Annotated in this window: 16 protein-coding genes; 12 read left to right on the top strand and 4 right to left on the bottom strand. The window is 73.9% G+C overall.

Annotation, left to right across the window (positions count from 1 at the left end; genetic code table 11):
• Positions 1 to 220: 220 nt before the first annotated feature.
• Positions 221 to 1450, bottom strand: coding sequence for a serine/threonine-protein kinase (locus AAW13_RS02475; protein WP_046729176.1), 1230 nt, complete (start codon positions 1448 to 1450; stop codon positions 221 to 223).
• A 111-nt stretch (positions 1451 to 1561) separates the two neighbouring features.
• The gene (locus AAW13_RS02480; protein ID WP_046729177.1) at positions 1562 to 3232 is read right to left on the bottom strand and encodes a serine/threonine-protein kinase; all 1671 of its coding nucleotides are present in this window, start codon (positions 3230 to 3232) and stop codon (positions 1562 to 1564) included.
• 478 nt (positions 3233 to 3710) lie between these two features.
• Between AAW13_RS02480 and AAW13_RS02485 the strand changes: the two genes are divergently transcribed.
• From AAW13_RS02485 to AAW13_RS02530, 9 genes are all read left to right on the top strand, one after another.
• Entirely contained in the window at positions 3711 to 7634 is a 3924-nt protein-coding gene (locus tag AAW13_RS02485; RefSeq protein WP_046729178.1) for an FHA domain-containing protein, read from the top strand.
• A 152-nt stretch (positions 7635 to 7786) separates the two neighbouring features.
• Positions 7787 to 9169: an ABC transporter substrate-binding protein gene (locus AAW13_RS02490; protein ID WP_046729179.1), complete on the top strand. Its 1383-nt coding sequence runs from the start codon at positions 7787 to 7789 to the stop codon at positions 9167 to 9169.
• A gap of 7 nt (positions 9170 to 9176) precedes the next feature.
• Complete coding sequence (locus tag AAW13_RS02495) at positions 9177 to 10520, top strand: carbohydrate ABC transporter permease (protein ID WP_079178684.1); 1344 nt, start codon at positions 9177 to 9179, stop codon at positions 10518 to 10520.
• The gene (locus tag AAW13_RS02500) at positions 10517 to 11356 is read left to right on the top strand and encodes a carbohydrate ABC transporter permease (protein WP_240528513.1); all 840 of its coding nucleotides are present in this window, start codon (positions 10517 to 10519) and stop codon (positions 11354 to 11356) included. Before AAW13_RS02495 ends, AAW13_RS02500 begins: the two co-directional genes overlap by 4 nt.
• Before the next feature lie 155 nt (positions 11357 to 11511).
• Entirely contained in the window at positions 11512 to 13773 is a 2262-nt protein-coding gene (locus AAW13_RS02505) for a bifunctional glycosyltransferase/CDP-glycerol:glycerophosphate glycerophosphotransferase (RefSeq protein ID WP_046729181.1), read from the top strand.
• A 124-nt stretch (positions 13774 to 13897) separates the two neighbouring features.
• On the top strand, positions 13898 to 16093 hold the full coding sequence (locus tag AAW13_RS02510) for a bifunctional glycosyltransferase/CDP-glycerol:glycerophosphate glycerophosphotransferase (RefSeq protein WP_046729182.1): 2196 nt from the start codon (positions 13898 to 13900) through the stop codon (positions 16091 to 16093).
• A 2-nt stretch (positions 16094 to 16095) separates the two neighbouring features.
• On the top strand, positions 16096 to 18399 hold the full coding sequence (locus AAW13_RS02515; protein WP_046729183.1) for a bifunctional glycosyltransferase/CDP-glycerol:glycerophosphate glycerophosphotransferase: 2304 nt from the start codon (positions 16096 to 16098) through the stop codon (positions 18397 to 18399).
• The gene (locus AAW13_RS02525) at positions 18396 to 19673 is read left to right on the top strand and encodes a hypothetical protein (RefSeq protein ID WP_046729184.1); all 1278 of its coding nucleotides are present in this window, start codon (positions 18396 to 18398) and stop codon (positions 19671 to 19673) included. The genes AAW13_RS02515 and AAW13_RS02525 overlap by 4 nt, the downstream gene beginning before the upstream one ends.
• Positions 19674 to 19821: 148 nt before the next feature.
• Positions 19822 to 21429 (top strand): hypothetical protein, encoded by a 1608-nt coding sequence (locus tag AAW13_RS02530; RefSeq protein WP_046729185.1) that lies wholly within the window; start codon positions 19822 to 19824, stop codon positions 21427 to 21429.
• Here AAW13_RS02530 and AAW13_RS02535 read toward each other — a convergent pair.
• The gene (locus AAW13_RS02535; RefSeq protein WP_046729186.1) at positions 21416 to 21832 is read right to left on the bottom strand and encodes an organic hydroperoxide resistance protein; all 417 of its coding nucleotides are present in this window, start codon (positions 21830 to 21832) and stop codon (positions 21416 to 21418) included. The genes AAW13_RS02530 and AAW13_RS02535 overlap by 14 nt on opposite strands.
• A gap of 132 nt (positions 21833 to 21964) precedes the next feature.
• On the opposite strand from AAW13_RS02535, the gene AAW13_RS02540 reads away from it, so the two are divergent.
• Positions 21965 to 22447: a MarR family winged helix-turn-helix transcriptional regulator gene (locus tag AAW13_RS02540; RefSeq protein ID WP_046729187.1), complete on the top strand. Its 483-nt coding sequence runs from the start codon at positions 21965 to 21967 to the stop codon at positions 22445 to 22447.
• A 12-nt stretch (positions 22448 to 22459) separates the two neighbouring features.
• Here AAW13_RS02540 and AAW13_RS02545 read toward each other — a convergent pair whose 3' ends face one another.
• Positions 22460 to 23959, bottom strand: a complete 1500-nt coding sequence (locus AAW13_RS02545; protein WP_046729188.1) for a glycosyltransferase family 39 protein — start codon at positions 23957 to 23959, stop codon at positions 22460 to 22462.
• 481 nt (positions 23960 to 24440) lie between these two features.
• On the opposite strand from AAW13_RS02545, the gene AAW13_RS02550 reads away from it, so the two are divergent.
• Positions 24441 to 25676 carry a glycosyltransferase family 87 protein gene (locus AAW13_RS02550; RefSeq protein WP_240528514.1) on the top strand — a complete coding sequence of 412 codons (1236 nt, stop codon included), beginning with the start codon at positions 24441 to 24443 and terminating at the stop codon, positions 25674 to 25676.
• Positions 25677 to 25713: 37 nt separating this feature from the next.
• The gene (galE, locus tag AAW13_RS02555) at positions 25714 to 26694 is read left to right on the top strand and encodes a UDP-glucose 4-epimerase GalE (RefSeq protein WP_046729189.1); all 981 of its coding nucleotides are present in this window, start codon (positions 25714 to 25716) and stop codon (positions 26692 to 26694) included.
• Positions 26695 to 26729 lie beyond the last annotated feature (35 nt).

A 26729-nucleotide genomic window follows, 5' to 3' on the forward strand; every position in this document is an offset into this window, starting at 1 on the left:
GGCGGGCGGGCTGGCTGGCCGACGGGCAGGCGGGCTGGCTGGCCGACGGGCAGGCGGGCTGGCTGGCCGACGGGCAGGCGGGCGGACAGGCTGGCCGACGGGCGGGCTGGCTCGCTGGCTGGCTCGCTGGCCGGCTGGCTCGCTGGCCGGCTGGCTCGCTGGCTGGCTCGCTGGCTGGCTGGCTGGCTGGCTGGGGAAGCACGGCCGAGCCGCCGGCAGGTCACGGGGTCGAGGTGCTGTGCGTCTCCTGCGGGGGCGAGTCGTCGCCCGACGACGCCAGCCACGCGCCGACGCCCACCGCGGCGGCCACCACCACTCCGGCCACCGCCAGCGTCACCCTGCGCCGCCGGGCCGCCACGCGATGGCGGGCCGAACCGGGCCGCGGGGCCCCGGAGGCGCGCGGTGCCCGTGCCGTACCGCGGGCGCCGCCCGCCAGCTCGTCGGGCCCCGGCACCCGCATCGACGTGTGCGTGTCCCGGTTGGAGTCCGGCTTCGCGCCCGGCACCAGGGAGACGGCGCCGCGCCGTCGTACCCGCTGCTCCTCCTCGGCCGGGGCCGCGGCCGGCTCGTCGGCCGCCTCCTCCGACGACTCCGCGTCCGGTTCGTCGACGTCCAGCGGCGGCATCCCGGCCAGCGTCGGCAGCTGCTCCCGCAGCCTCGCGGCCAGCTCGGAGGCGCGCAGCCGGGAGGCGGGCGCCTTGGCCAGACACTGGACGAGCAGCTGCCAGAGCTCCTCGGGGATGCCGGGCAGGGGGACGACCGTCTCCGTGACGTGGCGGCGCAGCACGGCGCCGGGGTGGCCGCCGCCGAAGGGGGTGAAGCCGGCCAGGAGCTCGTACAGGACCGTCGCCAGCGCGTAGATGTCCACCGACGCGCGGGGCGGCAGGCCCTCCACGATCTCCGGGGCCAGGTAGTCGGGGGTACCGATGATCTTCGTGGCCCGGGTCCGCTTCGGGGAGTCGATCAGCTTCGCGACGCCGAAGTCGGTCAGCAGGGCGGGGTGGGAGCCGCCGGGGCCGAGCGGACCCTGCATGTCGAGCAGCACGTTCTCCGGCTTGACGTCGCGGTGCACGACGCCCGCCGCGTGCGCGGCCGCCAGCCCGTCCGCGACGTCCGCGACGATGGCGACGGCCGCCTCGGGCGCGAGGCGCCGCTCCCGCTCCAGGCGGGTGCGCAGATCGGTGCCCCGGACCAGGTCCATGACGAGGGCGAGGTCGTTGCCGTCGACCACGAGATCGCGGACGGAGACGACGTTGGGGTGCTCCAGGCCCAGCAGGGCCGTGCGCTCCTGCACGAAGCGGCCCACGAGTTCCTCGTCGGACGCGAGGTCCTCGCGCAGCAGCTTGATGGCGACGGGCCCCTCCGGCCCCTCGCCCAGCCACACCGTGCCGGCGCTGCCCCGTCCCAGGATCTGGTTGGCGGTGTACCGGCTGCCGATCTTCCGTGCCAAGACTGCTCCTACCGACGCGTGTTGCCGATAAAAGTACGCGTCGGAAGAGCCAACCTTCACCCCGGAGGCGGAAATCACCCGCCAGATGTCGACAAGTCCCCAAACTCGCGGTCAGTTGCCGGAGCCGCTGCCCAGGTCCTTGACCCAGCTGCTGACCGTGCCGGCCCAGTCGCTCAGCTGGTGCCAGTAGCCCCGGCCCTGTCCCACCCAGGTGTGCACCGGGGTCAGGTCCCAGATCAGCCAGCCCGCGACGAACAGGATGACGACCATGAACAGGCAGCCCTTGAGACAGCCGAGGCCGGGGATCCGCATCGGGTTGGCGCTGCGGCGGCGGGGCTCCCGGGGCTCCCGCGGGGCTCGCTGCGGCTCGGCCGGGGGCGCGTAGCGCTGCTGCGGCTGGTGGCCGTACCCGGCCGGCTGCTGCTGGCCGTACCCGCCCGGTCCGCCCTGCGGTCCGCCCTGCTGTCCACGCGGCTGCGGCCGGCGCACCGGCTGCTGCTGCGGGGCCTGGCGCGGCTGCTGCTGCGGCCGGGCCACCTGGCGCTGGGGGCGGCGGCGCAGCGGGTCCTCGCCCGGGTCGAGGTACTGGACCTGGGTCTGCTCGTTGCGGTCGCGGGCCGCGCGGAGCTGGGTCTGCCAGGGGTGCGGCTGCTCCGGCTGCTGCGGTCCGCCGCCCGGCTGCCCCTGGGGCATCGGCGGCATGACGGCGGTGGGGTCGGCGGCGCCGGTGTTCGGCAGCACCGCGGTCGGGTCCGCCGCACCGGCCGGACCGCCGGTGTGCGGGAGGAAGCTGGTCGCGGCGTTCGGGTCGTACCCGCCGGTGTTCGGCAGCACCTGCGTGGGATCGGCGGAGCCCGGTACGGCCGCCGGCGCCGGGTCGGGGGCCAGCAGGGCGCCCACGCCCTCGGCCGCGGCGATCTGCGCGGAGTTCGCGTGCACGCCGATGCCCTCGGCGACGACCCGCAGGCCGCGCGCGAGGTTCTCGGCGCTGGGCCGGTCGTCGGGGTTCTTGCGCAGGCACCGCTCTATGACCGTCCACAGCGGGTCGGGGACGGTCGAGGGGCGGCGGGGTTCGGCGCTGAGGTGCTGGTGGAGGACTTCCAGGGCACTGCCGCCGGAGAACGGCGGGCGGCCGGTGACCAGCTCGTACAGCAGGATGCCGGCGCCGTAGATGTCGACGGCGGAGGTCTGCGGGCGGCCCTCGGCGGACTCCGGTGCCACGTACGCGGGCGTGCCGACGAACTCGTGGGTGCGGGTCAGGCCCGGGGAGTCGGCGAGGCGGGCGATGCCGAAGTCGGTCAGCATCGGGTGCATCTGGCCATTCAACTGCTGGAGCAGCACGTTGGCCGGTTTCAGGTCGCGGTGCACGACGCCGTCGGCGTGGCTGGCGGCGAGCGCGTCGGCGACCTGCGCGGTGAGCAGGGCGGCGGCCACGGGCGTGAAGGGGCCACTCTCGCGCAGGTAGCGGTGCAGGTCGGGACCCTCGACGAGGTCCATGACCAGGGCCAGGAGATCACCCTCGACGACCAGGTCCCGCACCCGGACGATGTTCGGGTGGGTCAGCCGGAGCAGGACCGAGCGCTCCCGCAGGAAGCGCATCACGATGTCGGGGTCGCTCGCGAGCTCTTCCTTGAGGACCTTGATCGCGACGGTCTCACCGGGCTGGCCGGGCACGGCAGCCTCGGCGCCCGCGGTCTCCCGCTGGCGGGCACGCCAGACGGTACCGGTGGCGCCGCGTCCGAGCGGCTCCTCCAGGAGGTACTTGCTGCCTACCGGCCGCACGTCATGCGCTCCCTGTTGCTTGCCGAGTTGCTTGCCGAGTTGCTTGCCGTGTTGCTTGCCGTGTTGTCTGTCGAGCTGTCTGCTGGTGTGTCCTGGTCTTGTGTGTCCGACCCACTGTAGTGCCGTGCCACCCGGCACCGGTCTGTCGTCCGGCTTGCCTTCCCCGTCCCCGTAGGCAGCCGATAAGCGTTCCGGACGTATCCCCATACGTAGGTGTTCCCGCGCGCGTTCGATGGAAAGACGCTCGCTTCGGTCCGTCGGTTGCCGGGCCCGGACGTGACCGATCTCAAGTGATCGCGCACGCGGTACTGGTCAGGCACTTTTGGGGGCAGAGCTGACCAATCAAGATCACTTACCATCGGGTCGTGGGCGCGTTGTCAGTGGCAGGTGCGAGGATGCGTACGACAGCAGAACTGGCCGACGTGCTTGTGGCGGTGGGGGGAATTCCGCGCCCGCGCAGAAGGGACCGCTGACGGCGATGCAGATCCGGCTGACCGTCGTAGACCCGCTGGGCCCTGCCGCGCAGCGGGGCCGGGCCGTGAGCCGCGACGTGCTGGTGACGGCGCCGGCGGGCACGGATCTGGCCGCGGTGGCCTCCGGGCTGGCCGCGGCGGTCACCGGGGACGGCAGCCTGGGCGGCCGCGAGCAGAGCAGCGCCCCGGTCGTGCTGTACGCCGGACTGGAGCGGCTGGACGCCCGCCGCCGCATCCTGGGCGAGCCCCCGCTGGTCGACGGCGCCGTGCTGTCCCTGGGCGCCCCCGCGGCCCCCGAGCCGCACCCCGAGCTGGACGACGCCCCTACCCAGCTGCACGTGGTCGCCGGCCCCGACGCGGGCGGGGTCCACCTGCTGCACGGCGGCCAGATCACCATCGGCCGCTCCGCCGACGCCGACATCCCGCTCGACGACCCGGACGTCTCCCGGCTGCACTGCGCGGTGACGGTCGGCGCCGACGGCCGGGTCTCCGTCGCCGACCTGCACTCCACGAACGGCACGGCGCTGGACGGCACCCGCGTCACCGACCGCCCGGTCCGCCTCACCCCGGGAGCGCTCCTGCGCGTCGGGGAATCGGCCCTGCGGCTTACGCCGTCCGGGGGGCCTGGGGCCCGGGTGGGCACGGCACCGGACGGCGAGGGCTGCGTACGGGTGCTGCTCGGGGACGAAGGGCTGCCGGAAGGCGAGGGCGAGAGGGCCGACGGGAGCGGTGCCACGGGCGGGACCGGCGGTCTCGCGGGCACCGCGCGCGGGACGGCGGTGGCCGACGGCCCGGCCGCCCCCTCGGGCCGCACCCAGCACGCCTACGGAACGGCGGGCTGGGGAGCCCCGGCCGGAGCGGCCGCGGGCCGGGAACACGGGCCGGCTCAGTCGCCGGTCGTGCCCGCGCAGGGAGAGGCGCCGAGGATCGAGCGCCGGGGCGGACCGACGCCCTCCGGGGCGGGCGCGGCCGGGCGGCCCGGCGGAGCCCCGCAGGGCGGACGGGCCGGCGGGGCCCTGGGCGGGCGCGCGGGCGAGCCGTCGTCTTCAGCCGGGTCCGGGTCCGTGGACGGCCGGTTCCCGGCCGGAGCGGGACACCACGAGCCCGCGCCCACCGGACATCGCGGCGGACCGTCCGGCCCTCACGGCACAGGCACGCACGGCTCAGGCCCCGGTCACGACTCGGGCCACGGCTCAGGCCTCGGTCACGACTCGGGCCACGGCTCGGGCCACGGCTCAGGCTCCGGTCACGGATCCGGCTTCCGCTCCGGCGACACGCACGCCGGCCGCGCTGGGCTCTACGGCGGTCCCGGGGCCCGAGACACCGGCGCCGACCGCACACCGCCCGGATCCGCGACGCCCGGGGGCACTCGTTCGCCCGCCGCGGATCCTGCCGCCGCCGCACGGGCCGCCGCCGGCCCGGCCCCCACCCCTTCGGCACCGCACGCGCCGCACGCGCCGCAGCAGGCACCGCACCGTTCCGCGCCGGACGCCTCCGCGCCCGCCGACCACACCTCCACCGGCGCCCCTTCCGAGGGCCCCGCCACCTCCGGCAGGCGCAAGGGCACCCCTCTGCGCGGTACCGACGCCCCCGTCCTGCCCGGTGCGCGCAGGCGCGGCGGTCTCGGGGCCTGGGCCCGGCGGCTGGCCGGCGGCCGCGGTGAGCCCCCGTCCGCCGCCGACGGCGAGACCGTCACCGAGGCCGGCCTCGCCCCGTCGGCCGATGTCGTCGCCCAGCCCGAGACCTGGCCCGATCCGGCCGCCCTGCTGCTGACCGCGCTCGGCCCGGGCCCCCGCCTGTGGGAGCGCGGCCCCGGCCACCCGGAGGCGCTCACCGTCCGGCTCGGCACCGCGGACCGCCCGTCGCCCGACGGCTCCGGTCTGCTGCCCGCCGTCCCCGTCACCGCCGGCCTGCGCGAGGCCGGCGCCCTCGGCCTCGCGGGCCCGCGCAGCCGCCTCGCCGGGCTGGCCCGCGCGGTGCTGGCCCAGCTGACCGCGCTGCACTCGCCCGACCTGCTGGAGATCGTCCTGATCAGCGCGGACCGGGCCCGCCCCCTGGAGGACCGGACGGCCGAGTGGTCCTGGCTCGGCTGGCTCCCGCACGTCCGCCCCGGGCACGGCCAGGACTGCCGGCTGCTGCTGGCCTACGACCGGGAACAGGCGGCGGCCCGGGTGGAGGAGCTGCTGCGCAGGGTGGAGGACCTGACCGCGCCCCGGCGCCCGGCCACCCCCGCCGACCGCCCGACCCTGACCGGCACGGCGGACACCCCGTCGGCGGCGGACGCGCACCGGCCCTCCTGGGCCCGCGGTGACCTCGCCGCTGACGGCGCAGACGGCGCTGACGGCGCAGACGGCGCAGACGGCAGGGGCGGCTTCCCGGGGCCGTACACGGTCGTCGTCGTGGACGGCGATCCCGGCGGTGCGGCGCTGCGCGACGCGGTGGCCCGGCTGACCGCCGCCGGTCCGCGGGCCGGGGTGCACGTGCTCTGCCTGGCGGAGACGGCTCCCGCCTCCCCCGCCTCCCCGGTCGCCGAGACCTACGAGCAGGCGTGCGCGGTCACGCCGACGTTCCGGGAGTGCGGGGCGGTGGCCCTGCTCAGCGGGGACGTGGCGACGGCGCTGCATCTCGTGCGGGTCTCCGCCGGTCCCGTCGGGCCGGGCACCCTGGCCGCGGTGGACGCGGTCTCCGCCGCCTGGGCCGAGCGGTTCGCGCGGGCGCTGGCCCCGCTGCGCTCCGACGGCCCGGCCGGCGACCGGCACGCGCGCGTGGCCGCCCCGCTGCCCCAGTCCGCCCGGCTGCTGGACGAGTTGGGGCTGGCCCGGGCCACCCCCGCCTCGTTGATGGCCCGTTGGGCCGACGCGGCCGACGACACCGAGTCGCTGGGCGGCCGGGCCCGGGCGGTGCTCGGCGCCGGACCGCACGGCCCGCTCGTCGCGGACCTGGTGACCGAGGGACCGCATCTGCTGATCGAGGGCCCGCCCGGCAGCGGCCGTACGGAACTGCTGCGGGCGCTGGTCGCGTCACTGGCGGCGGCCGAGCGCCCCGACCGGCTCGGGGTCGTGCTGATCGACGGCCGTGACGGCGTCGGCACGGGTGCCGGGCAGGGCGAGGGCCTGCGGGTCTGTACGGACATACCCCATGTCACCACCCACCTCACCGCCAACGACCCGGTGCGGATGCGGGAGTTCGCGCAGTCGCTGAGCGCAGAGCTGAAGCGGCGGGCCGAGTTGCTGGGCCGCGGCGACTTCACCGAATGGCACGCCCAGCGGGAGATCTCCGGCCGGATCGTCCCCCAACGCGGCCGCCCGGCCGCCTCCGGAGCCGCGGACATAGAAGCCCCGCCCAGCTCGACGCTCCGGCTGCGCCCGTCGGCCGGTGCCGCGGCCCGCCGGCGCACCGAGGCACCGCCGCCGCCCCCGCTCCCCCGTCTGGTGGTCGTGGTCGACGACCTGGACGCCCTGGTCTCCCCCGCGCTCGGCTCCCCGGGCCGCCCGGCCGCCGGTTCCGTGATGCGGGCGCTGGAGGCGGTGGCCAAGGAGGGCGAGCGGCTCGGCGTCCACCTGGTGGCTGCGGCCGGTACGGGCGGTCGTACGGCGGAGACCGAACCCGCCCGGCAGGCCACCCTGCGCGTCGCCCTGGACGCACCGGCCACCGGCCCCGACGAACCGGCGCCGGGCCGTGGCCGTCTCACCACGCCGGACGGCCGTGCCACGGCGTTCCAGGCGGGCCGTGTCACCGGCCGTATCCCCCGCACCGCCACCCAGCGCCCCACGGTGGTCGCCCTCGACTGGCACCGCATGGGCGACCCGCCCGCCCGCCGCCCGGTCCGCGAACTGGGCAACGGCCCGACGGACCTGGCCCTGCTGGCGAGCGCGGTGGAACGGGCCGCGAAGGAAGTCTCGGCGGCGGAGGTCCCGTCACTCCTGTGATCCAGCCCCGGTGATCGGCCGACGATCACGAGGCGATCACGATCCCCCGCGCTGACCTGTAGGCACCCTTGCCGCACACGCGGCCCCCGCGTACACCGGAGCGCACGGGACAGAGTTCTGACGTTCAATGAAGAACGACGAACGGGGAAGTGATGCGCACAACCAGCAACACCATCCGGACACACAGGGCCCTCACCAGCCTCGCCGCACTCGTCGCGGGAGCCCTCGCCCTCAGCGCGTGCGGAAGCAGCGACAAGGACAAGAAGGACGACGGCGGCAACACCACGAGTGCCGCCCCGACGAGCAGTGTCGCCCTCCCGAAACTCGACGGCACGACCCTGGAGGTCGCGGCTGTCTGGACCGGGCAGGAGCAGAAGAACTTCAAGCAGGTGCTGGCGGAGTTCGAGAAGCGCACCGGCGCGAAGGTGACCTTCGTGCCCGCCCAGGACCCGATCATCAACTTCCTCGGGTCGAAGATCGCGGGCGGTCAGCCGCCGGACATCGCGCTGCTGCCGCAGCCGGGCGCGATCAAGCAGGCCGTGCAGAAGGGCTGGGCGAAGCCGCTGAGCGCCGACACGGTCACGGAGGTGCAGAAGAACTACTCGCAGGGCTGGCAGGACATCGGCAAGGTCGGCGGGAAGCAGTACGGCGTCTACTACAAGGCCGCCAACAAGTCGCTGATCTGGTACAACACCAAGGTCTTCGAGAACGCGGGTGCCAAGGAGCCGAAGACCTGGCAGGAGCTGCTGACGGCGGCGCAGGCGGTGTACGACTCGGGCGTCACCCCGTTCTCCGTGGGCGGCGCGGACGGCTGGACGCTCACCGACTGGTTCGAGAACGTGTACCTCTCCCAGGCGGGCCCGGAGAAGTACGACCAGCTCGCCCAGCACAAGATCAAGTGGACCGATCCGTCGGTGAAGCAGGCGCTGACCACGCTCGCCCAGGTCTGGGGCAAGAAGGGGTACGTCGCGGGCGGCGCGGCGGGCGCGTTGCAGACGGAGTTCCCGGCCTCGGTCACCCAGACCTTCACCGGCGGCGACCAGCCGAAGGCCGCGATGGTCTACGAGGGCGACTTCGTACAGGTCAACATCGGCGAGACCAAGGCGAAGGTGGGCACGGACGCCAAGGTGTTCCCGTTCCCGAGCGTGGGCTCGACCGCGCCCGTGGTCTCCGGCGGCGACGCGGCCGTGATCTTCAAGGACTCCAACGGCGCGCAGGCGCTCGCGAAGTTCCTGGCCTCCCCGGACGCGGCGACGATCCAGGCGAAGCTCGGCGGCTATCTCTCGCCGAACAAGAGCGTGGCGAACTCGGCGTATCCGAACGAGGTGCAGCGCAAGATCGCCCAGGCCCTGATCGCCTCCGGTGACGACTTCCGCTTCGACATGTCCGACCAGGCGCCGCAGGCGTTCGGCGGCACCCCGGGCAAGGGCGAGTGGAAGGACCTCCAGGACTTCCTCCAGAACCCGAAGGACGTCGCGGGCACCCAGGCGAAGCTGGAGAAGGACGCGGCGGCCGCCTACGGCAGCGGAAGCTGACGCGGCGATGGCATCGCCCACCGCGGCGGGGGTCCCCGGGACCCCCGCCGCGTCCGCCCCGCGCAAGAGCGTGACCGGCACCCGCAGAACCGTGGCGGCCCTGTTCCTGCTGCCCGCCCTGGTGCTGCTCGGTGCGCTCGTGGTCTACCCGATCGGGTACTCGCTGGTCCGGAGCTTCTACAACGCCGACGGCAGCGGCTTCGCCGGCTTCGACAACTACAAGGCGATCTTCACGGACGACGGCATCCGCACCGCCCTGAAGAACAACGTCATCTGGGTGGTGTTCGCGCCGACGGTCTCCACCGCCCTCGGTCTGATCTTCGCGGTGCTGACCGAACGGATCCGCTGGGGAACGGCGTTCAAGCTGGTCGTCTTCATGCCGATGGCGATCTCCATGCTGGCCGCCGGCATCATCTTCCGTCTCGTCTACGACCAGGACCCGGACAAGGGCGTCGCCAACGCGGTCTGGGTGGGCGTCCACGACACCTTCGCCCGGTCGTCGGCGTTCCCGAACGCGCACCCGGGCCGGGAGTCACCCCTGAAACCGGAGCAGGGCGGCTTCCTCACCACGGCGGCCGTGCACACCGGCCGGACCGTCGCCCTGCCCCTGGTCGGCGTCGCGCCCGACCAGATGCCCGACGGCGCGAAGAGCGCCGTGGCGGCGAAGCCGGACCCCGGGAAGATCACCGGGACCACCTGGCAGGACTTCACCCGCGGCAAGGGCGTCGGCAGGCTGGGCGCCCCCGATCCGTCCGAGCTCGGCTACGACGGGATGCGGATCGAGGCGGTGAAGGACGGCAAGGTGGTGGCGTCCACGAAGGCCGCCGCCGACGGCACCTTCACCCTGCCGGCCACCGCCGACGGGGCACGACTGCGGCTGCCCGCGAGCAACTTCAAGCAGCCCTACAACGGCGTCGACTGGCTCGGCCCGTCCCTCGTCACCCCGGCCATCATCGGGTCGTACGTGTGGATGTGGGCGGGCTTCGCGATGGTGCTGATCGCGGCCGGGCTCGCGGGCGTGCCCCGGGAGCTCCTGGAGGCGGCACGGGTCGACGGGGCGACGGAGTGGCAGGTGTTCCGCAAGGTCACGGTGCCGCTGCTCGCGCCGGTCCTCGCGGTCGTCACCGTCACGCTGATGATCAATGTGCTGAAGGTGTTCGACCTGGTGTACATCATCGCGCCGGGCTCCTCGCAGGACGACGCGAACGTGCTGGCCCTGGAGCTGTACCGGAAGGGCTTCTCGGAGGGACAGCCGGGCATCGCGAGCGCGATCGCGGTGTTCCTGCTCCTCCTCGTCATCCCGGTGATGTGGTTCAACGTGCGCAGGCTGAGGCGGGAGGAGCGGCGATGAGCTGGCTGCTGGAGAAGGTCAACGGCGGTCTGGTGCGCGTCTTCCTGATCGTCGTGGCGCTGTTCTGGCTGGTGCCGACGATCGGGCTGCTGGCGTCCTCGCTGCGCTCGCCGGAGGACATGAGCGCGAACGGCTGGTGGCATGTGTTCAGCAAGCCGTCCCAGCTGACGTTCGACAGCTACCGGAAGCTCCTGGAGAACGGCGACATCACCCACTCCCTCTGGAACACGGTCCTGATCACCGTCCCGGCGACGATCCTGGTCGTGGTCATCGGGGCGCTGGCCGGGTACGCGTTCGCGTGGATGGAGTTCCCGGGCCGGGACTGGTGGTTCCTGATCGTGGTCAGCCTGCTGGTGGTGCCGGTCCAGGTGGCGCTGATCCCGATCGCCGAACTCTTCGGCAAGGTCGGGCTGTTCGGCACGATCCTCGGGGTGATCCTGTTCCATGTCGGCTTCGGACTGCCGTTCGCGGTGTTCCTGCTGCGGAACTTCTTCGCGGAGATCCCGCGCGAGCTGCTGGAGGCGGCACGCCTGGACGGCGCGGGTGAACTGCGCCTGTTCACACGGGTGGTGATGCCGCTTGGCGGGCCGGCGATCGCGAGCCTCGGCATCTTCCAGTTCCTGTGGGTGTGGAACGACATGCTGGTCGCGCTGGTGTTCACCAAGTCGGGTACGCAGCCGATCACGGTGGCGCTCCAGACCCAGGTACGGCAGTTCGGCAACAACGTCGACGTGCTGGCGCCCGGCGCGTTCATCTCGATGGTGATCCCGCTAGCCGTGTTCTTCGCGTTCCAGCGGCAGTTCGTGACCGGTGTGATGGCGGGCGCGGTCAAATAGCGGCACAAGCAGCACCAGAAGAGGGCGAGTCGGCCACCGGCTCGCCCTCACCCGCTCATCGGACGTAACCCGTATGACGTAAGGAACCGTAACCAAATCACTCCATTGGCCGTTCCCGGGCAGAACGCCCGCGCCGACCGACCCATGGATGCCCCTTGCCCAGGTTCAGTGTCATTGTCCCCGCGTACAAGGTCCAGGCGTATCTGCCCGAGTGCCTGGAGTCGGTGCTCACGCAGTCGTGTCCCGACCTCGAACTGATCGCCGTGGACGACCGTTCACCGGACGCCTGCGGCACGATCATCGACGAGTACGCGGCCCGCGACGCGCGCGTGCGCCCGGTGCACCTGCCGGAGAACCAGGGCCTGGGCGGCGCCCGCAACGCGGGGATGGCCCAGGCGCGCGGCGACTACCTGGTCTTCCTGGACGGCGACGACACCCTGACCCCGGACGCGCTGCGGGCGGTCGCCGACCGGGTCAAGGAGACCGGCGAGCCGGACGTCCTGGTGTACGACTACGCGCAGACGTTCTGGACGGGCCGCGCGGAGCGCGACAAGCTGGCGTCACAGCTGACGGAGCAGGGGCCGGCGCCGTTCCGGCTCGAGGACCGGCCGGGGCTCCTCCGGGTCCTGATGGTGGCGTGGAACAAGGCCTACCGGCGGGAGTTCGTCGAGGAGCACGGCCTCGCCTTCCCGCCCGGCTACTACGAGGACACCCCCTGGACCTACCCGGCCCTGATGGCCGCCGGGTCCATCGCGACCCTGGACCGGGTGTGCGTGCACTACCGGCAGCGACGGCGGGGCAGCATCCTCGGCACCACCAGCCGCCGGCACTTCGACATCTTCGACCAGTACGACCGGGTCTTCGCGTTCGTCGACGCGCGGCCCGAACTGGCCCACTGGCGACCGCTGCTGTTCCGCCGGATGGTCGACCACTTCTCGACGGTCTTCACCAGGCGGGAGCGGCTGCCCCGCGGCACCCGCGGCGAGTTCCTGCGCAACGCCCGCGCGCACTGCCGCCGTTACCGGGTCGAGGGCACCCCCGTCCGGTGGCGCACCCGGCTCCGGCACGCCCTCGTCCACCACGGCCTGCACCGCACCTACCGCGCCGTGCAGCTGGCGATGTGGGCCCGCCGCCGTACGGTCAAGGCGGGCGTCAAGGCCGCCCGCGGACTGCGCTCGGCCCTGCTCCAGCTGCACTACCGCGTCCAGCTGCGCCTCCCGCTGCGCGCCGACCGCGCGGTCTTCGCCGCCTACTGGAACCGCGGCCACGGCTGCAACCCGGGCGCGCTGGAGCAGGCGTTCCGCAGCCATGCCCCGCACATCCGGACCGCCTGGATCGCCCGCCCCGAGCACCAGCACACGATCCCGCCGGGCCCACGCCGGCTGCGGCCCGGCACCCTCGCCTACTGGACGGCGCTGGCCCGCTCCAAGTACCTGGTCAACAACGTCAACTTCGACCGGCGGCTGAGGAAGCGCCCCGGCCAGGTGTTCGTGCAGACCCAGCACGGCACCCCGCTCAAGCACATGGGCCTGGACCTCCAGGACCGCCCGGCGGCCGCCGCCGACCTGGACTTCGAGGAACTCCTGCGGGGCGTCGACAAGTGGGACTACCTGCTGTCCGCGAACCGCCACACCACGCTGACCTGGGAGCGCGTCTACCCCGGCGGCTACACCACCCTCGAGTACGGCTATCCGCGCAACGACGTCTTCCAGCAGGCCACCTCGGCCGACGTCACCCGGATCCGTGCCTCGCTCGGCATCCCCGAGGGCTCGGTGGTCCTCCTCTACGCGCCCACCCACCGCGACTACCGGCGCACCCAGCGCCCCGCCCTCGACCTGGACCGGATCGTGCGCCGCCTCGGCCCGCGCTTCGTGATCCTGGCGCGCGCCCACTACTGGCACGGCGGCCCCCTGGGGACGGGCCCCCGGGTGATCGACGTCAGCGCTCACCCGAACGTGGAGTCCCTCTGTCTGGCCTCGGACGCGCTGGTCACCGACTACTCGTCGATCATGTTCGACTACGCCAACCTGGACCGGCCGATCGTCGTGCACACCGAGGACTGGGACGCCTACGACGCGGCCCGCGGCACCTACTTCGACCTGCGTTCCGGCCCGCCCGGCGCGGTCGCCCGCACCGAGGACGAGCTGATCGACATCTTCGCCGACGGCCACTGGTGCGGCTCCCGCTCCGCCCAGCTGCGCGCCGCCTTCCGGGAGCGGTTCTGCCGGTACGACGACGGGCGCGCCGCCGAACGGGTCGTACGGCATGTGGTGCTCGGCGAACCGGCCGGGCTGCCGGAGTTCGTCCCCCTGTCCGAACGGCACCCCGTTCCGTCGGCCGCCTCGGGCCTCGGCCAGCCCCCGTTGGCCACCGTTCCGCAACCTTCCGGCCATCTGCCCGTCACCGACGGGCGCTGACCGCCGTTTGCCTTCCGAGGAGTTCTTCCATGCCCCCCAACACCTCGCGGCCCACTCCGTCCCGGCCGTCCACCTGGCGACCGGCGGGGCGACCGGGCCGCATGCACACCTGAGAAAGAGCAGCATGCCCCGCTTCAGCATCATCGTCCCGTCCCACGGGGTCGCCGGCCGGCTCTCCCAGGCGCTGGACTCGGTCCTCGCCCAGTCCTTCGGCGACCTGGAGCTGATCCCGGTCTGCGACGGTCCCGACGCCCCGGCCGCCTCGGTCGCCGCCGGATACGCCGAGCGGGACGCCCGGGTGGTTCCGGTGCACTCACCGCCGTCCGCCGGACTGGCCGGGGCCCGCAACGCGGGGATGCGGGCGGCCCGCGGCAGGTACCTGCTGTTCCTCGACGGCGACGACCTGCTGGTGCCGGGCGCGCTGGCGCGGCTGGCCGGGCGGCTCACCGACACCGGTGACGTGGACGTCCTGTACTTCGGGCACGAGCGGGCACCGTGGTGGGAGGGCGAGCCGACCGCCCCGGCGGCACCGCTGCTGGCGGCCGCCCCGCCGGGCCCGTGCGCACCGGAGCAGGCGCCGGAGCTGACCGGGGTGGCACTGCCGGCCTGGAGCGCGGCCTACCGCCGTGACTTCGTCGTGGACCGGCGGCTGGTGTTTCCCGACGGGCACTTCACGGACGTCGGCTGGGGCGGTCTGGCCACCGTCGCCGCCGAGCGGATCGCGGCGCTGCGGTCGGTGGTCGTACGGCACCGGCTGCGCCGGCAGGGCAGCCGGCAGAACCTGCCAGGTGCGCACCAGCAGGACCTCCTCGACCAGGCGGAACTGGTGCTGGAGCGGGCGGCCGCGCTGCCAGGCGACCGGGCAGGGGCGCTGTTCGAGCAGGTCTTCGCGCTGGTGCTGCGGACGGCCGCGCGCCCGGACCGGATGCCGTCCGGGCACCGGGCCTTCTTCCGCCGGGCCGGACGGCTGCACCGCACCCACCGGCCGGCCGGGTTCCGGATGCCGGGCGGCAGCGTGGGCGTGCAGCACCGGCTCCTCGCGGCCGGGGCGTACACGGCGTTCCGCGCGCTGCGCGGGGCCAACCGGGTCGCGACAGCCGCGGCCGGTCGGCTGCCCCGGCCGCGGATGCCGCTCACCCGGCTGCGCTACGCCCTGGAGCTGCGCCGCCCGCTGGACGCGAACCTCGCCGTGTACTGCGCCTACTGGGGGCGCGGCTACACCTGCAACCCGGCCGCGATCCACGCCGTGGCCCGCAACCTCGTCCCCCGCATCCACTCGGTGTTCCTGGTCGAGCCGGGCCGGGAACACACCCTGCCGAAGGGCGTCGACCACGCGGTGATCGGCAGCCGCCGCTACTGGCAGGTGCTGGCCCGCGCCAAGTACCTCATCAACAACGCCAACTTCGCCGAAGGGGTCGTCAAACGGCCCGGCAGCGTCCACCTCCAGACGCAGCACGGCACCCCGCTGAAGAAGATGGGCGTCGACCAGTCGACGTACCCGGTGGTCGCCGCGCGCAGCGGCAGCTTCACCAGACTGCTCGGCCGCGTCGACCGCTGGGACTTCAACCTGTCCGCCAACCGCCACTCCACCCAGACCTGGGAGCGCGCCTTCCCCGGCTCGTACCAGGCACTGGAGTACGGCTATCCGCGCAACGACGTGTACTACACGGCGTCCGCCCACGACGTGATCCGGATCCGGCGCCGGCTGGGCGTCCCGGACGGCAGGACGGCCGTCCTGTACGCGCCGACCCACCGCGACCACCACACCGGGTTCGAGCCCGGCCTCGACCTGGAGGCGTTCTGCGAGGCGGCCGGTGAGGACGTGGTCGTGCTGCTGCGCGCGCACTACTTCTACGACCGGGGCCGGCCCACCGCCGGCACCGGCCGGGTCATCGACGTCACCGGGCACCACTCCACCGAGGACGTGTGCCTGGCGGCGGACGCGCTGGTCACCGACTACTCCTCCATCATGTTCGACTACGCCAACCTCGACCGGCCGATCGTGGTCTACGCCGACGACTGGGAGGTCTACCGGGAGACCCGGGGCGTCTACTTCGACCTGATGGCCGAGCCGCCGGGGCCGGTCGCCCGCACCCCCGAGGAACTGGCCCGGATCTTCCGCGACGGCTCCTGGCGCGGCCCGGTGTCCAAGGAGCTGCGGTCCGCGTTCCGGCAGCGGTTCTGCCAGTTCGACGACGGCCTGGCCGCCGAACGGGTGGTACGGCGGGTGCTGCTGGGCCAGCCGCCCGAGTCGGTCCCGGCGGTGATCCCGCTGGCGGAGCGCCTGCCCGCACCGGCCGCGACCCTCGTCAGGAGCTGACCGTGCCCCGATTCAGTCTGATCGTGCCCTGTTTCAAGGTGCAGGGCTTCCTGCGCGAGTGCCTCGACTCGGTCCTCGAACAGTCCTTCCACGACATCGAGGTGATCGCCGTCGACGACCGCTCCCCGGACGGCTGCGGCGCCATCCTCGACGAGTACGCGGCCCGCGACCCCCGCGTGCGGGTGCTGCACCTTCCGGAGAACGTCGGCCTCGGCCGAGCCCGCAACGCCGGACTCCCCTACGCCACCGGCGAGTTCGTCCTCTTCCTCGACAGCGACGACACCCTCGTCCCGGGTGCGCTGCGCGCGATCGCCGACCGGCTCGCGGAGTCCGGCGACCCGGACGTGCTGGTCTTCGACTACGCCCGCACCTACTGGTGGGGCGGCACCCGGCGCAACGCCCTCGCGGAGGTCCTCGGCGCCCGGTCGGACACCTTCACGGCGGCCGAACACCCGGCCGTCCTCGACCTGTTGATGGTCGTCTGGAACAAGGTCTACCGGCGGGACTTCGTCGAGGAGCACGGCTTCCGGTTCCCGCCGGGCTACTACGAGGACACCCCCTGGACCTTCCCGGTCATGCTCAGCGCGGCCCGGATCGCCACCCTCGACCGGATCTGCCTGAACTACCGCCAGCGCCGCCAGGGCAACATCCTGTCCACCACCAGCCGCAAGCACTTCGACGTCCACGACCAGTACCAACGGGTCTTCGCCTTCGTCGACTCCCGGCCGGAACTGGCGCACTGGCGGCCCTACCTGCACCGGAAGATGGGCGAGCACTGCCTGGACATCCTGGCCAAGCCGGACCGGCTGCCGCCCGCCGCGCGGGCCGAGTTCTTCCGGCGCACGGCGGAGCTGTACCGGGCCTTGCGGCCGGAGGGGGCCGACCTGGGCGTCCTGGGCGGCTCCTACACCGGGTACCGGCTCCGGCAGCAGGCCGGGCGGGCGGGCCGCGCGGGCGGCCGGCAGGCGCTGCGGGTACGGCGGGCGGCGGGCGTCCGGACCCGGCGCGCGCTCGGCGGTCTGCGTGCCCTGCGCCCGCTGGACGAGAACCTGGTCCTGTACTCGGCGTCCTCGCACCGGGGCCTGCTGGGCGACCCGGCGGCCGTGTACCGCGCGGCCCGGGAGATCGCGCCGGACCTGCGCGGTGTGTGGGTGGTGAAGGACGAGGAGGTGGCGGCGGGGCTGCCCGCGGGGGTGGCGCACGTGCTGCTGGACTCCCCGGAGTACCTGCGGCTGACCGCCCGCGCGAAGTTCTTCGTCAACGACGTCAACTGGCCGGGCACGCTGGTGAAACGGCCCGGGAGCGTGCACGTCCACACCCATCGGGGCACCCCGCTCAAGTACCTGGGTGCCGACCTGCTGGGCAAGCCCGGCGCCCGGCTCGGCTTCGACGTGCCGCAGATGCTGCGCCGGGCCGACCGCTGGGACCACAGCCTGGTCGCCAACCTCCACTCGGAGCTGGTCTGGGAGCGGGCCTACCCCTGCCACTTCACCTCGGCCCGCACCGGCAGCCCCCGCAACGACGTACTGGTCGACGCGGCCCGCGCGGGAGCGGGTGGTGCCGGCCGCAGTGCGGGTGCGGGTGGTGCCGGTGCCGGCGGCAGTGCGGGTGCGGGTGGTGCCGGTGCCGGCGGCAGTGCGGGTGCGGGTGTGGCGGGTGGGGGTTTTCGGGAGCGGTTCGGCATTCCGGCCGATCACACCGTCGTGCTCTACGCGCCGACCCGCCGCGACCACGTCCGGGGCGGTCATGCCGACCGCATCGACCTGACCGGGTTCGCGGCCGATCTCGGGCCGGGCCACACCCTCGTGGTCCGGCTGCATCCGGCGCTGGCGGCCGGTCCGGCCCGCGGGCTCGGGCTGGCCGAGTTGCACCGGCGCGGGATCGTGGTCGACGCGACCGGCGAACCGCACGTGGAGGAGGTCATGCTGGCCTCGGACGTACTGGTCACCGACTACTCGTCGATCATGTTCGACTACGCCAACCTGGACCGGCCGATCGTCGTGCACGCCGACGACTGGCCCACGTTCACCGCGAGCCGGGGCGCCTATCTCGACATCACCGCCGAGGCCCCCGGCCATGTCTCGCGCTCCTACCGGGAGTTGGCCTGGCTGTTCACCTCGGGCGGCTGGCGGGACGAGGAGTCGGCGCGGCTGCGGGCCGACTTCCGGTCCCGGTTCTGCGCGTTCGACGACGGAAGGGCCGCCGAACGCGTCGTACGGACGCTGCTGCTGGGCGGGTCGATGCCGCACGCCGCCGCCCGGGTGCCGGAGCCGGTCTCCGGACACGACCTGCTGGCGTCGACATGAGACCGCGTACCTGGGTTCTCGTGCTGGCCGCCGTGTGCGCGGTGCTGCAACTCGCCGACGTCACCGGCCGGGACACCCCCGACTCCAAGAACTACGTGTCGTACGCGCTGACGCTCGGTGGTGCGGGCAAGCGGCAGGCGGCGGCCGAGACGGTCGACTGGGTGTGCGCCGGCCGGGCGTCGGCGGCGCGGCGCGCGCAGAGCGTGGACGTGCTGCGCTTCCACGCACCGAGCCCGGCGGGCCGGGTGTACACCGACTGCCGGTCCGCGGAACTGGCGCGGGTGACGCGGCGGTTGAGGGCGGGCGGCGCCCAGACGGACGGGCACATCGTGCCGTTCGTGGGTCCCCGGTTGCGGGCCGTCTTCGAGGTGCGGCCCGGTTATCCGGTGTTCCTGCTGCCGTTCGTCACCGTGTTCGGGGTGACGTGGGGGGTGTGGCTGGCGAGCGTGCTGGTCACGGTCGCGGGCGGGGTGCTGGTCTTCCTGGTCCTGCGGACGCTGTCGGTCCCGGTGCCGCTCGCGCTGACCGGCCAGGCCCTCTACTACGTCCTGCCGGTCGGTACGACCGCGATGCGTCCGATGGCCGAGGGCCTGCTGCTGGCGCTGACCCTGACGGCGGTGTGGGGCTGCGCGCTGGCCCTGACCCGGCGGGCGCGGACGGGCACGGCGCTGGTCGCGGGCGCGCTGCTCGCGCTGTTCGCCGTGAAGCACTCGCAGGCGCTGTTCCTCGGGGCGGCCCTGGCCGGGGCGGGGGCGGCGGTCGCGCTGTGGCGCTGGCGGCACGGCCGGGCCCCCGGGCGCGGGATGGTGGCGATCGCGGCTGCCGGGTGCGTGGCGGTCGCGGGCACGCTGCTGCTGGCCCGGCTGCTGCGCTATCCCACCGAGGCGGAGAGCGTGCAGGACCTGCTGACCAACCACTACGCCCACCCGGACCGGCTCCGTCCGTGGCGGGAGTTCCTCCACCTGGAGTGGGACTTCTGGATGGAGTGGCTGCGCCGGCAGGCGAAGGAGCCCCTGTTCGCGGCCGCGCTGGCGGCCGGGGCGTGGGGGACGTGGCGGCGGCCCGCCTTCGGGGTCTTCCTGCTGGCGGCGGCGGGCACCGGGATCCTCACCCAGGCCGGGCACCCGGACATCACCATCGGCGGCGACCGGCTGATCGTGCTGGCCTGGCTGCTGCCGGTGGTGGGGGTGCCGCTGCTCCTGGAGCCGCTCGCGCACCGGACGGCGGCGGTGCCCGCGCAGGGGGCCCGTGCGGCGGTCGGCGTCGCCCGATGAGGTGAGCGTCGAGGCCCTTTCTTCGGACCACTCGATGAGGTGAGCGTGAAAGTCTTTTCTTCGGACCACTCGATGAGGTGATGGTCGGCACATCCGACCGGGCGGGCGGGAACACCTCCCCAATGGTCCGCCCTGTCCGTTCCCGCCGGTGAGCACCGGCGCCCTGGTCCGGCGCGCCGCGCGCGGCTCCACGGCCCTGCGCGGCGGCCGTGTCCGCAGGCTCACCCCGTACCAGCTCTTCGGTCTGCTGTTCTGGCTGCTGATGACGCTGGCGTACTGGCGGTTGCCGCCGTGCTGCGACGCCGGCCGGCACGCGGCGGCGGTGGAAGGGCTGCGGGCCGGTCTGGCGGACCCCGCCGTCTCCCCGTACGTGCTCGCCCAGGGCGCGGTGGCGAGGCTGACCGGTCTGACCGGGTGGCAGGTGCTGCGGCTCTGCGGCCCGCTGAACCTGCTGGTGCTGCTGACCGGGCTGGGGCGGCTGGTCCGGGTGCTGACCCCGCGCCCGTTCGCGCCGGTGCTGGCGCTGGCCTTCATGGCGGTGCTGTGGGGCACGGAACCGGCCCCGGGCGGCGGCTCGGTGGCGCTGCTGCCGCTGGCCGGGGGCCTCGGCTATCCGTCCGCCTTCGCCCTCGGCCTCACGTTCTGGGCCTGGGCCCTGACCGGCGCCCGGGCCCGCGATCTGCGCCGGGTGCGCTATGTCGGCCCGACCGGCCTGCGCAGCCCGACCGGATACGCGGCGCTCGGCGTCCTGTACGGGGTGGTGGCGCTGGTCGACCCGGTGCTCGGGGCGGGCGCGGCGGCCGGCGCGGCGGCGTTCACGGCGGGCCGGCAGCGGGGGTGGCGGGCCGCGGTGTGGCTGCGGTGGGCACTGCTGTGCGCGGTGGCGGCCGGCGTGGTCGCCCTGGGAACACACGCCCACCTGCCGCCCCAGCCGTACGGACGGTACGACGCGATGGCCACCCAGTGCTGGCTGGCCCTGCTGCCGGGCGTGCCCGCACTGTGGCTGCGGTCCCGGAGGGCAGCGGAGCCGCACAGGGACCGGCCGGACCGACGGCCGACGGGGCTGAGCGGGGGCCGGGCGGACCTGCGGGCGGTGGGGCCGAGCGAGGATCGGGCGGATCGGCGAGCGGCGGTACTGAGTGAGGATCGGGCGGATCGGTGGGCGGTGGGGCCGAGCGAGGACCGGTCCGTGTGGGGTGTTGTGTGGCGGGATCCGCTGGTGCTGCTGTTCGCGGCGGAGTGTCTGGTGATGGCGGCGGGTGGCCGACGGCACGGCTTCGGGGAGCTGCTCGGTCTCGCGCTGCTGGCCCCGCAGTGCGCGCTGGCCGTGGAACTGGCGGCACCGCGGCCCTGGCCCGGGTGGCGGCGGGTGCTCGGCTGGGCCACGGCCGCCGGGGCCTGCCTGGGCTTCCTGGCCGCGCAGGCCGGTGCGGTCGTACCGCGTTCGGTGGACCCGGTCGGCTTCGTGCAACCGCCGCGCTGGCCGTCGTACGACTGGGCGGTGCGGCACATCGGCCCCGGCGAACCGGTGGTCACGGACGCGTACTACGCCGTGCGCCTGCTCCCCGGCTACGGCGTCGAGCTGGCCGACGGCCACGACCACCACCCCCGGGTGCGCTGGCTGCTGCTGACGCGGCGGGAGCGGCTGCCCGCGGGGGCGGTGGTCGTGGACTGGAGCCGGCGGACCGGTGAGGTGCTCGCGCGGCTCACCCGGACGAGGGAACCGGTGGCGGCGCGGCCGACTACTCGACGATGAGCTCGACGGGGATGTTGCCCTTGGTGGCCTTGGAGTAGGGGCAGTAGTCGTGGGCCTGGTGGACCAGCTTCTCGCCGGTCTCGTTGGCGAGCTCCTCGGGAAGCTCGACGCGCAGGGTGACCTTGAGCGCGAAGCCGCCGTCGGACTCGTCCTTGCCGATGCCGACCTCGGCGGTCACGGAGATCTCACCGGTGTCGACCTTGGCCTGGCGGCCGATGGCGCCGAGGGCGCTGGCGAAACAGGCTGCGTAACCGGCGGCGAAGAGCTGCTCGGGGTTGGTGCCCTGGCCGTTGCCGCCGAGCGCGGGCGGGAAGGCCAGCGTGAGGTCCAGCTGCCCGTCCGAGCTGACCGCCCGTCCCTCCCGGCCGGTGGCGGTGGCGGCGGCGGTGTAGAGCGCGTCCATGGAAGACCATCCCTCTCGAGGTTGGTGGTTCGGTGTTCCGGCGGCTCCGTTCCGGCCGCCCTCACGACGACAAGTAGAGCACACAACTAAGTTGTGCACAACTTAATGGCTCGCAAGCGCTACGATTGAGCCATGACCGCGACGACTCCGACCCCCGCCCCCGAGGCAGAGTGGCTCCGTCTGGACCGCCAGATCTGCTTCTCCCTGCACGCCGCGTCCCGCGCCTTCAACGGCGTCTACCGCGTGATCCTCAAGGACCTGGGTCTCACCTATCCGCAGTACCTGGTGATGCTGGTGCTGTGGGAAGAGGGCGACCTGCCGGTCAAGAAGCTCGGCGAACACCTGCGCCTCGACTCCGGCACCCTCTCGCCGCTCCTCAAGCGCCTGGAGGCGGCCGGCCTGGTCAGCCGGGAGCGCAGCGCACGGGACGAACGCTCGGTGGAGGTACGGCTGACGGAGGCCGGCACGGCGCTGCGGGAGCGGGCGTTGGAGGTGCCCCGCCGGATCGTCTCGGCGACCGGCTTCGACGTGGACGAGATCCGCGACCTCAAGGCCCGCCTGGACCAGCTGACGGGAACCCTGGACGCGGCGGCCCTGGAGGAGGGTTCCCGCTGACCGCCCCGCGGTTCACGGCTGACCGTCACCGCCCCGGATCGGCCGCACGTACAGCCGCAGCGCGATCCGGTCCACCACCATCTCCTGCCGCAGCACGAACTGCTGGTTCAGCACGGCGTACTTGGCCCGCTCCGTGGCCAGCCGCGGCCGGTACCCACGGACCATCGCGTACTTCTCCACCACCGCCCACACCTCGTCGGCACCCGCCAGCCTCCGCCGCAGCGTCGCCACCCCCACCTCGCGCCCGTACAGGGTCCCCGAGGCCGGCCCCGGCTCGGCCAGCGCCACGTCCCTCGTGCCCTTGAAGTCCTCCGGATAAGTGAGCTCCGTGCCGCGCGCGTGGGCCGGCAGGAACAGCACCGGGTCGCCGGGCCGCAACACCCGCGCCACCGCCCTCGCGACGGCACCGAGGTCGTCCGGCCTGGTCCCCGGCACCCGGTCGGCCCGCAGCAGCGGAACCTGGTGGGTGAAGGCGAGGACCACCGCGAGCACTCCGGCCAGGGTGAACGCCGGCGACCTGGGCGCGGTCCCCGTGCCGTGGGACCAGAGCCGGCCGAGCATCCCGGCGAGCCGGTCCGCCCCGAGCGCCACCAGCAAGGGCGCTCCGGCGAGCGCGTACAGCACATACCGGTCGACGTACAGCGGTGTGAACTGCGACGCCAGCATCAGCGCCACGGGTGGCAGCACCGCGAGCGGCAGCGCGACCGCCGCGAGTGTCACCTCACCACGCCGGCCCACCAGCCGGGTCAGCCCGAGCAGCCCCAGCGCCAGGCATGCCCAGTACACCCCGTCGGTCGGCCCGAGGTACTGGCGCAGCAGGTCCTGCGCGGTCTCCACGTCCGGCTCCGTCAGCCATGCCACCTGGGCCGACTGGGTGTGCGAGACGACGACCATCGGCAGCAGCGACAGCACCACGCCCCCGGCCGCGCAGCACCACCCCCGCCACACCCTTCCCGACGAACGGGCCAGCGCCAGAGTTCCCGCGTGCGCGAGCAGCAGCAGGACCGCGAACTCGTGCAGCCAGCAGGTGACCGCGAGGACACCGCCGTACAACGCCCAGGCCCGCCGCCCCCCTTCGGCCGCCGCCCGCACGAACACCAGGGTCGCGCCGGCCGCCCCGGCGGCGACCAGTGCGTAGGAGCGGCCCTCCTGCGCGTAGTGGCCGACCAAGGGGGTGACCGCGAACAGCAGCCCGGCCCACAGGCCGACGCGAGGCCGGGCGAGGCGGGCACCGAGGGCAGCCACCAGGCTCGCGGTGACGGCGGCCGCGCACACCGAGGGCAGCCGGAGGTCCACCTCGCCGGGACGGCCGGGGGCGGCGGCGAGGACGACGTGCATCAGCAGGTAGTACAGGCCGTGCACCGCGTCCACGCCGTGCAGCAGCCGCCAGATCTGCGGCACCGTGCGCCGGGCGACCTGGTACGTGACGGCTTCGTCCCGCCACATACCGCCGCGGTGCAGCCCCCAGAGCCCGACGGCGAGCATCACCGCGCCCGGGACGGCGACGGCCATGGCCCGACGCGACCGCCCCATGCGCCCGGGAAGCCCCCGGCGCCCGGGCGAGGGTCCGGGGTCTCCGCCGGGCGGCACCTCGGGTGACGGTGCGTCGGACGGTTCCGGCCGACTCGACGGAGTCGGCCGGCCGGCGTCCGTCGAGCGCCTGGTCCGCGGACGTGCTTTTACGAGAGGCCCGATACTCACCACGGCCCGATCTTTTGCGATTAGCCAACCTTTGCCGGGTAATGACGGCGTATCGGCATGGATACACCATCCGGGCGGCTTACGCTCACGGTTGATGAATCGCCGCCCGTACTTGCCTCTCCCACCCGCCCCGTTCGCCTCACCTGTTCGACTCCCGCACCCCGAGAGCTCCGCGCGCCCCGAACACTCCGCGCGCCTCCCCCGCATCCCCCGTCTCCCACGGCTCCCCCGCCACCTCCGGTCGCCCCGCCTCCTCCGGCTCGCCGCCGGCTGGCTCGCCACGCGCGCGCTGATGCTGTGGCTCCTCGCCCACAACAACGAGCGACCCCTGGGACACGGAGCGGTCGCGCGCGAAGTCTGGCGGCTGTACTTCCACTGGTACGGCGTCCTGTCGCACGGCGCGTTCCCGGCGCACGACACGTTGTGGCAGTACCCGCCGGGCGCCGGGGCGGTGCTGCTCGCGCCGGGACTGGTGCCCGGACTGAGCTACTTCCAGGCGTTCGTGGCGCTCACCCTGCTCACCGACGCGCTGGTCACGGCGGCCCTGGCCCGTGCCGGCAGCCGCCCCGGCCGCACCCTGCTCGGGGCGGCCCTGTGGACCGGCGGCCTCCCCCTCCTCCTCCACCTCCCGCTCGCCCGCTACGACGTGGAGGTGACCGCCTTCGCCGTGCTCTCCCTGCTGGCGCTGTCCCGCTCCACGCGCGCGTGCGGGACGCTGGCGGCCCTGGGCGCGCTGGTGAAGGTGTGGCCGGCGCTGGTCCTGCTGGGTCTGGAGCGGGGCAGGCCGACGCGGTCGGCATGGCTGTCGGCGGCTCTGACGGGGACCGTGACGCTCGCCGTCCTCGTGATGTCGTTCCGCAACCCGCTGGCCTTCCTCCGCCAACAGGGCGGCCGGGGTGTGCAGATCGAGTCGCTCGGCGGCACCGCGCTCAGCCTCGCGCGGCACGCCGGCTGGCGCGGCAGGGTCCGCTACCGGTACGGCGCGATGGAACTCGTCGGCCCGCACGTGCACGCCGTCGCGACCGCGTCCCTCGCGCTCACCGCGGCCGCCTTCGCGCTCCTGCTGGTGTGGCGGGTACGGGCGAGACGCTGGACCGCGGCCACCCCGTACGACGCGGCGCTGAGCGCCGTCCTCCTCTTCACCGTCACCAGCCGGGTGATCAGCCCGCAGTACATGATCTGGCTGCTCGGCCTGGCCGCCGTGTGCCTGGCCTCCCGTCACACCACGCAGCGTCCGGTCGTCGTGCTGGTCGTCGCGGCGACCGCGCTCAGCTCCGTCGCCTATCCCGCGTTGTACGCCGAGGTCGTCGGCTGCACCTGGACGGGCTGCCTGCTGATGCTCGTCCGCAACGGCCTGCTGGTCACCGCCGCCGTGCTGTCCCTGACCCGCCTGTGGCGCGCCACGGGCCGACCGCGGAGCACGGCGCCCGGCGCCCCGGTCGGCGCCCCTGTCGGCGCCCCTGTCACGGGGAGTGACCACGCGCGTCCCCGGTTGTCGGCGGCACCTGCTTCACTGAAGGGAGACTGAGGACCTGCACGGCAACTGACGGAGGGGACCGCCACCCATGACCTGGCTGATCACCGGCGGCGCCGGTTACATCGGGGCGCACGTCGTACGCGCGATGACCGAAGCGGGCGAGCGGACGGTGGTCTACGACGACCTGTCCACCGGCATCGCCGAGCGTGTGCCCGAGGACGTGCCGCTGGTGACGGGCTCCACGCTGGACGGCGAGAACATCGCGCGTGTGCTGGCCGAGCACGAGGTGACGGGCGTGGTCCACCTCGCGGCGAAGAAGCAGGTCGGCGAGTCGGTCCAGCTGCCCCTGCACTACTACCGGGAGAACGTCGAGGGTCTGCGCGTCCTCCTGGAGGCGGTGACGGAGGCGGGCGTCCCGTCCTTCGTGTTCTCCTCCTCCGCGGCGGTCTACGGCATGCCGGACGTCGACGTGGTGACGGAGGAGACGCCGTGCGCGCCGCTGTCGCCGTACGGCGAGACGAAGCTGGCGGGCGAATGGCTGGTCCGCGCGACGGGCCGGGCGACGGGCCTCGCGACGGCCGCCCTGCGCTACTTCAACGTGGCGGGCGCGGCCGCCCCGGAACTGGCCGACGTCGGCGCCTACAACCTGATCCCGATGGTCTTCGAGAGACTCACCGAGAACGCGCCCCCGCGCATCTTCGGCGACGACTACGCGACCCCGGACGGCACCTGCGTCCGTGACTACATCCACGTGGTGGACCTGGCCGAGGCCCATGTGGCCGCGGCCCGCGCCCTCCAGGCCGAGCCGGGCCGCGCCCTGACCCTCAACATCGGGCGCGGGGAGGGCGTCTCGGTCCGCGAGATGATCGACCGCATCAACGCGGTCACCGGCCACGGCCTCTCCCCGGCCGTGGTCCCCCGCCGCCCCGGCGACCCGGCCCGGGTGGTCGCCTCCGCCGACCGCATCGCCACCGAACTGACCTGGAAGGCCAAACACGACGTCCAGGACATGATCACATCGGCCTGGCAGGGCTGGATCCGGCTCCACCCGGAGGCGGCCCGCAACTGACCCCGTGCCGTGGTGCGCACCGACACCCTGAGGTC

Origin of the sequence: Streptomyces humi (assembly GCF_001005085.2) — a bacterium.
Lineage (GTDB): Bacteria > Actinomycetota > Actinomycetes > Streptomycetales > Streptomycetaceae > Streptomyces > Streptomyces humi.

Coding starts and splice junctions, on each gene's coding strand:
- AAW13_RS02485 (WP_046729178.1), top strand. CDS start 3,711: ATGCAGATCCGGCTGACCGTCGTAGACCCGCTGGGCCCTGCCGCGCAG.
- AAW13_RS02490 (WP_046729179.1), top strand. CDS start 7,787: ATGCGCACAACCAGCAACACCATCCGGACACACAGGGCCCTCACCAGC.
- AAW13_RS02495 (WP_079178684.1), top strand. CDS start 9,177: ATGGCATCGCCCACCGCGGCGGGGGTCCCCGGGACCCCCGCCGCGTCC.
- AAW13_RS02500 (WP_240528513.1), top strand. CDS start 10,517: ATGAGCTGGCTGCTGGAGAAGGTCAACGGCGGTCTGGTGCGCGTCTTC.
- AAW13_RS02510 (WP_046729182.1), top strand. CDS start 13,898: ATGCCCCGCTTCAGCATCATCGTCCCGTCCCACGGGGTCGCCGGCCGG.
- AAW13_RS02525 (WP_046729184.1), top strand. CDS start 18,396: ATGAGACCGCGTACCTGGGTTCTCGTGCTGGCCGCCGTGTGCGCGGTG.
- AAW13_RS02535 (WP_046729186.1), bottom strand. CDS start 21,832: ATGGACGCGCTCTACACCGCCGCCGCCACCGCCACCGGCCGGGAGGGA.
- AAW13_RS02540 (WP_046729187.1), top strand. CDS start 21,965: ATGACCGCGACGACTCCGACCCCCGCCCCCGAGGCAGAGTGGCTCCGT.
- AAW13_RS02545 (WP_046729188.1), bottom strand. CDS start 23,959: ATGGCCGTCGCCGTCCCGGGCGCGGTGATGCTCGCCGTCGGGCTCTGG.
- AAW13_RS02550 (WP_240528514.1), top strand. CDS start 24,441: ATGCTGTGGCTCCTCGCCCACAACAACGAGCGACCCCTGGGACACGGA.
- galE (WP_046729189.1), top strand. CDS start 25,714: ATGACCTGGCTGATCACCGGCGGCGCCGGTTACATCGGGGCGCACGTC.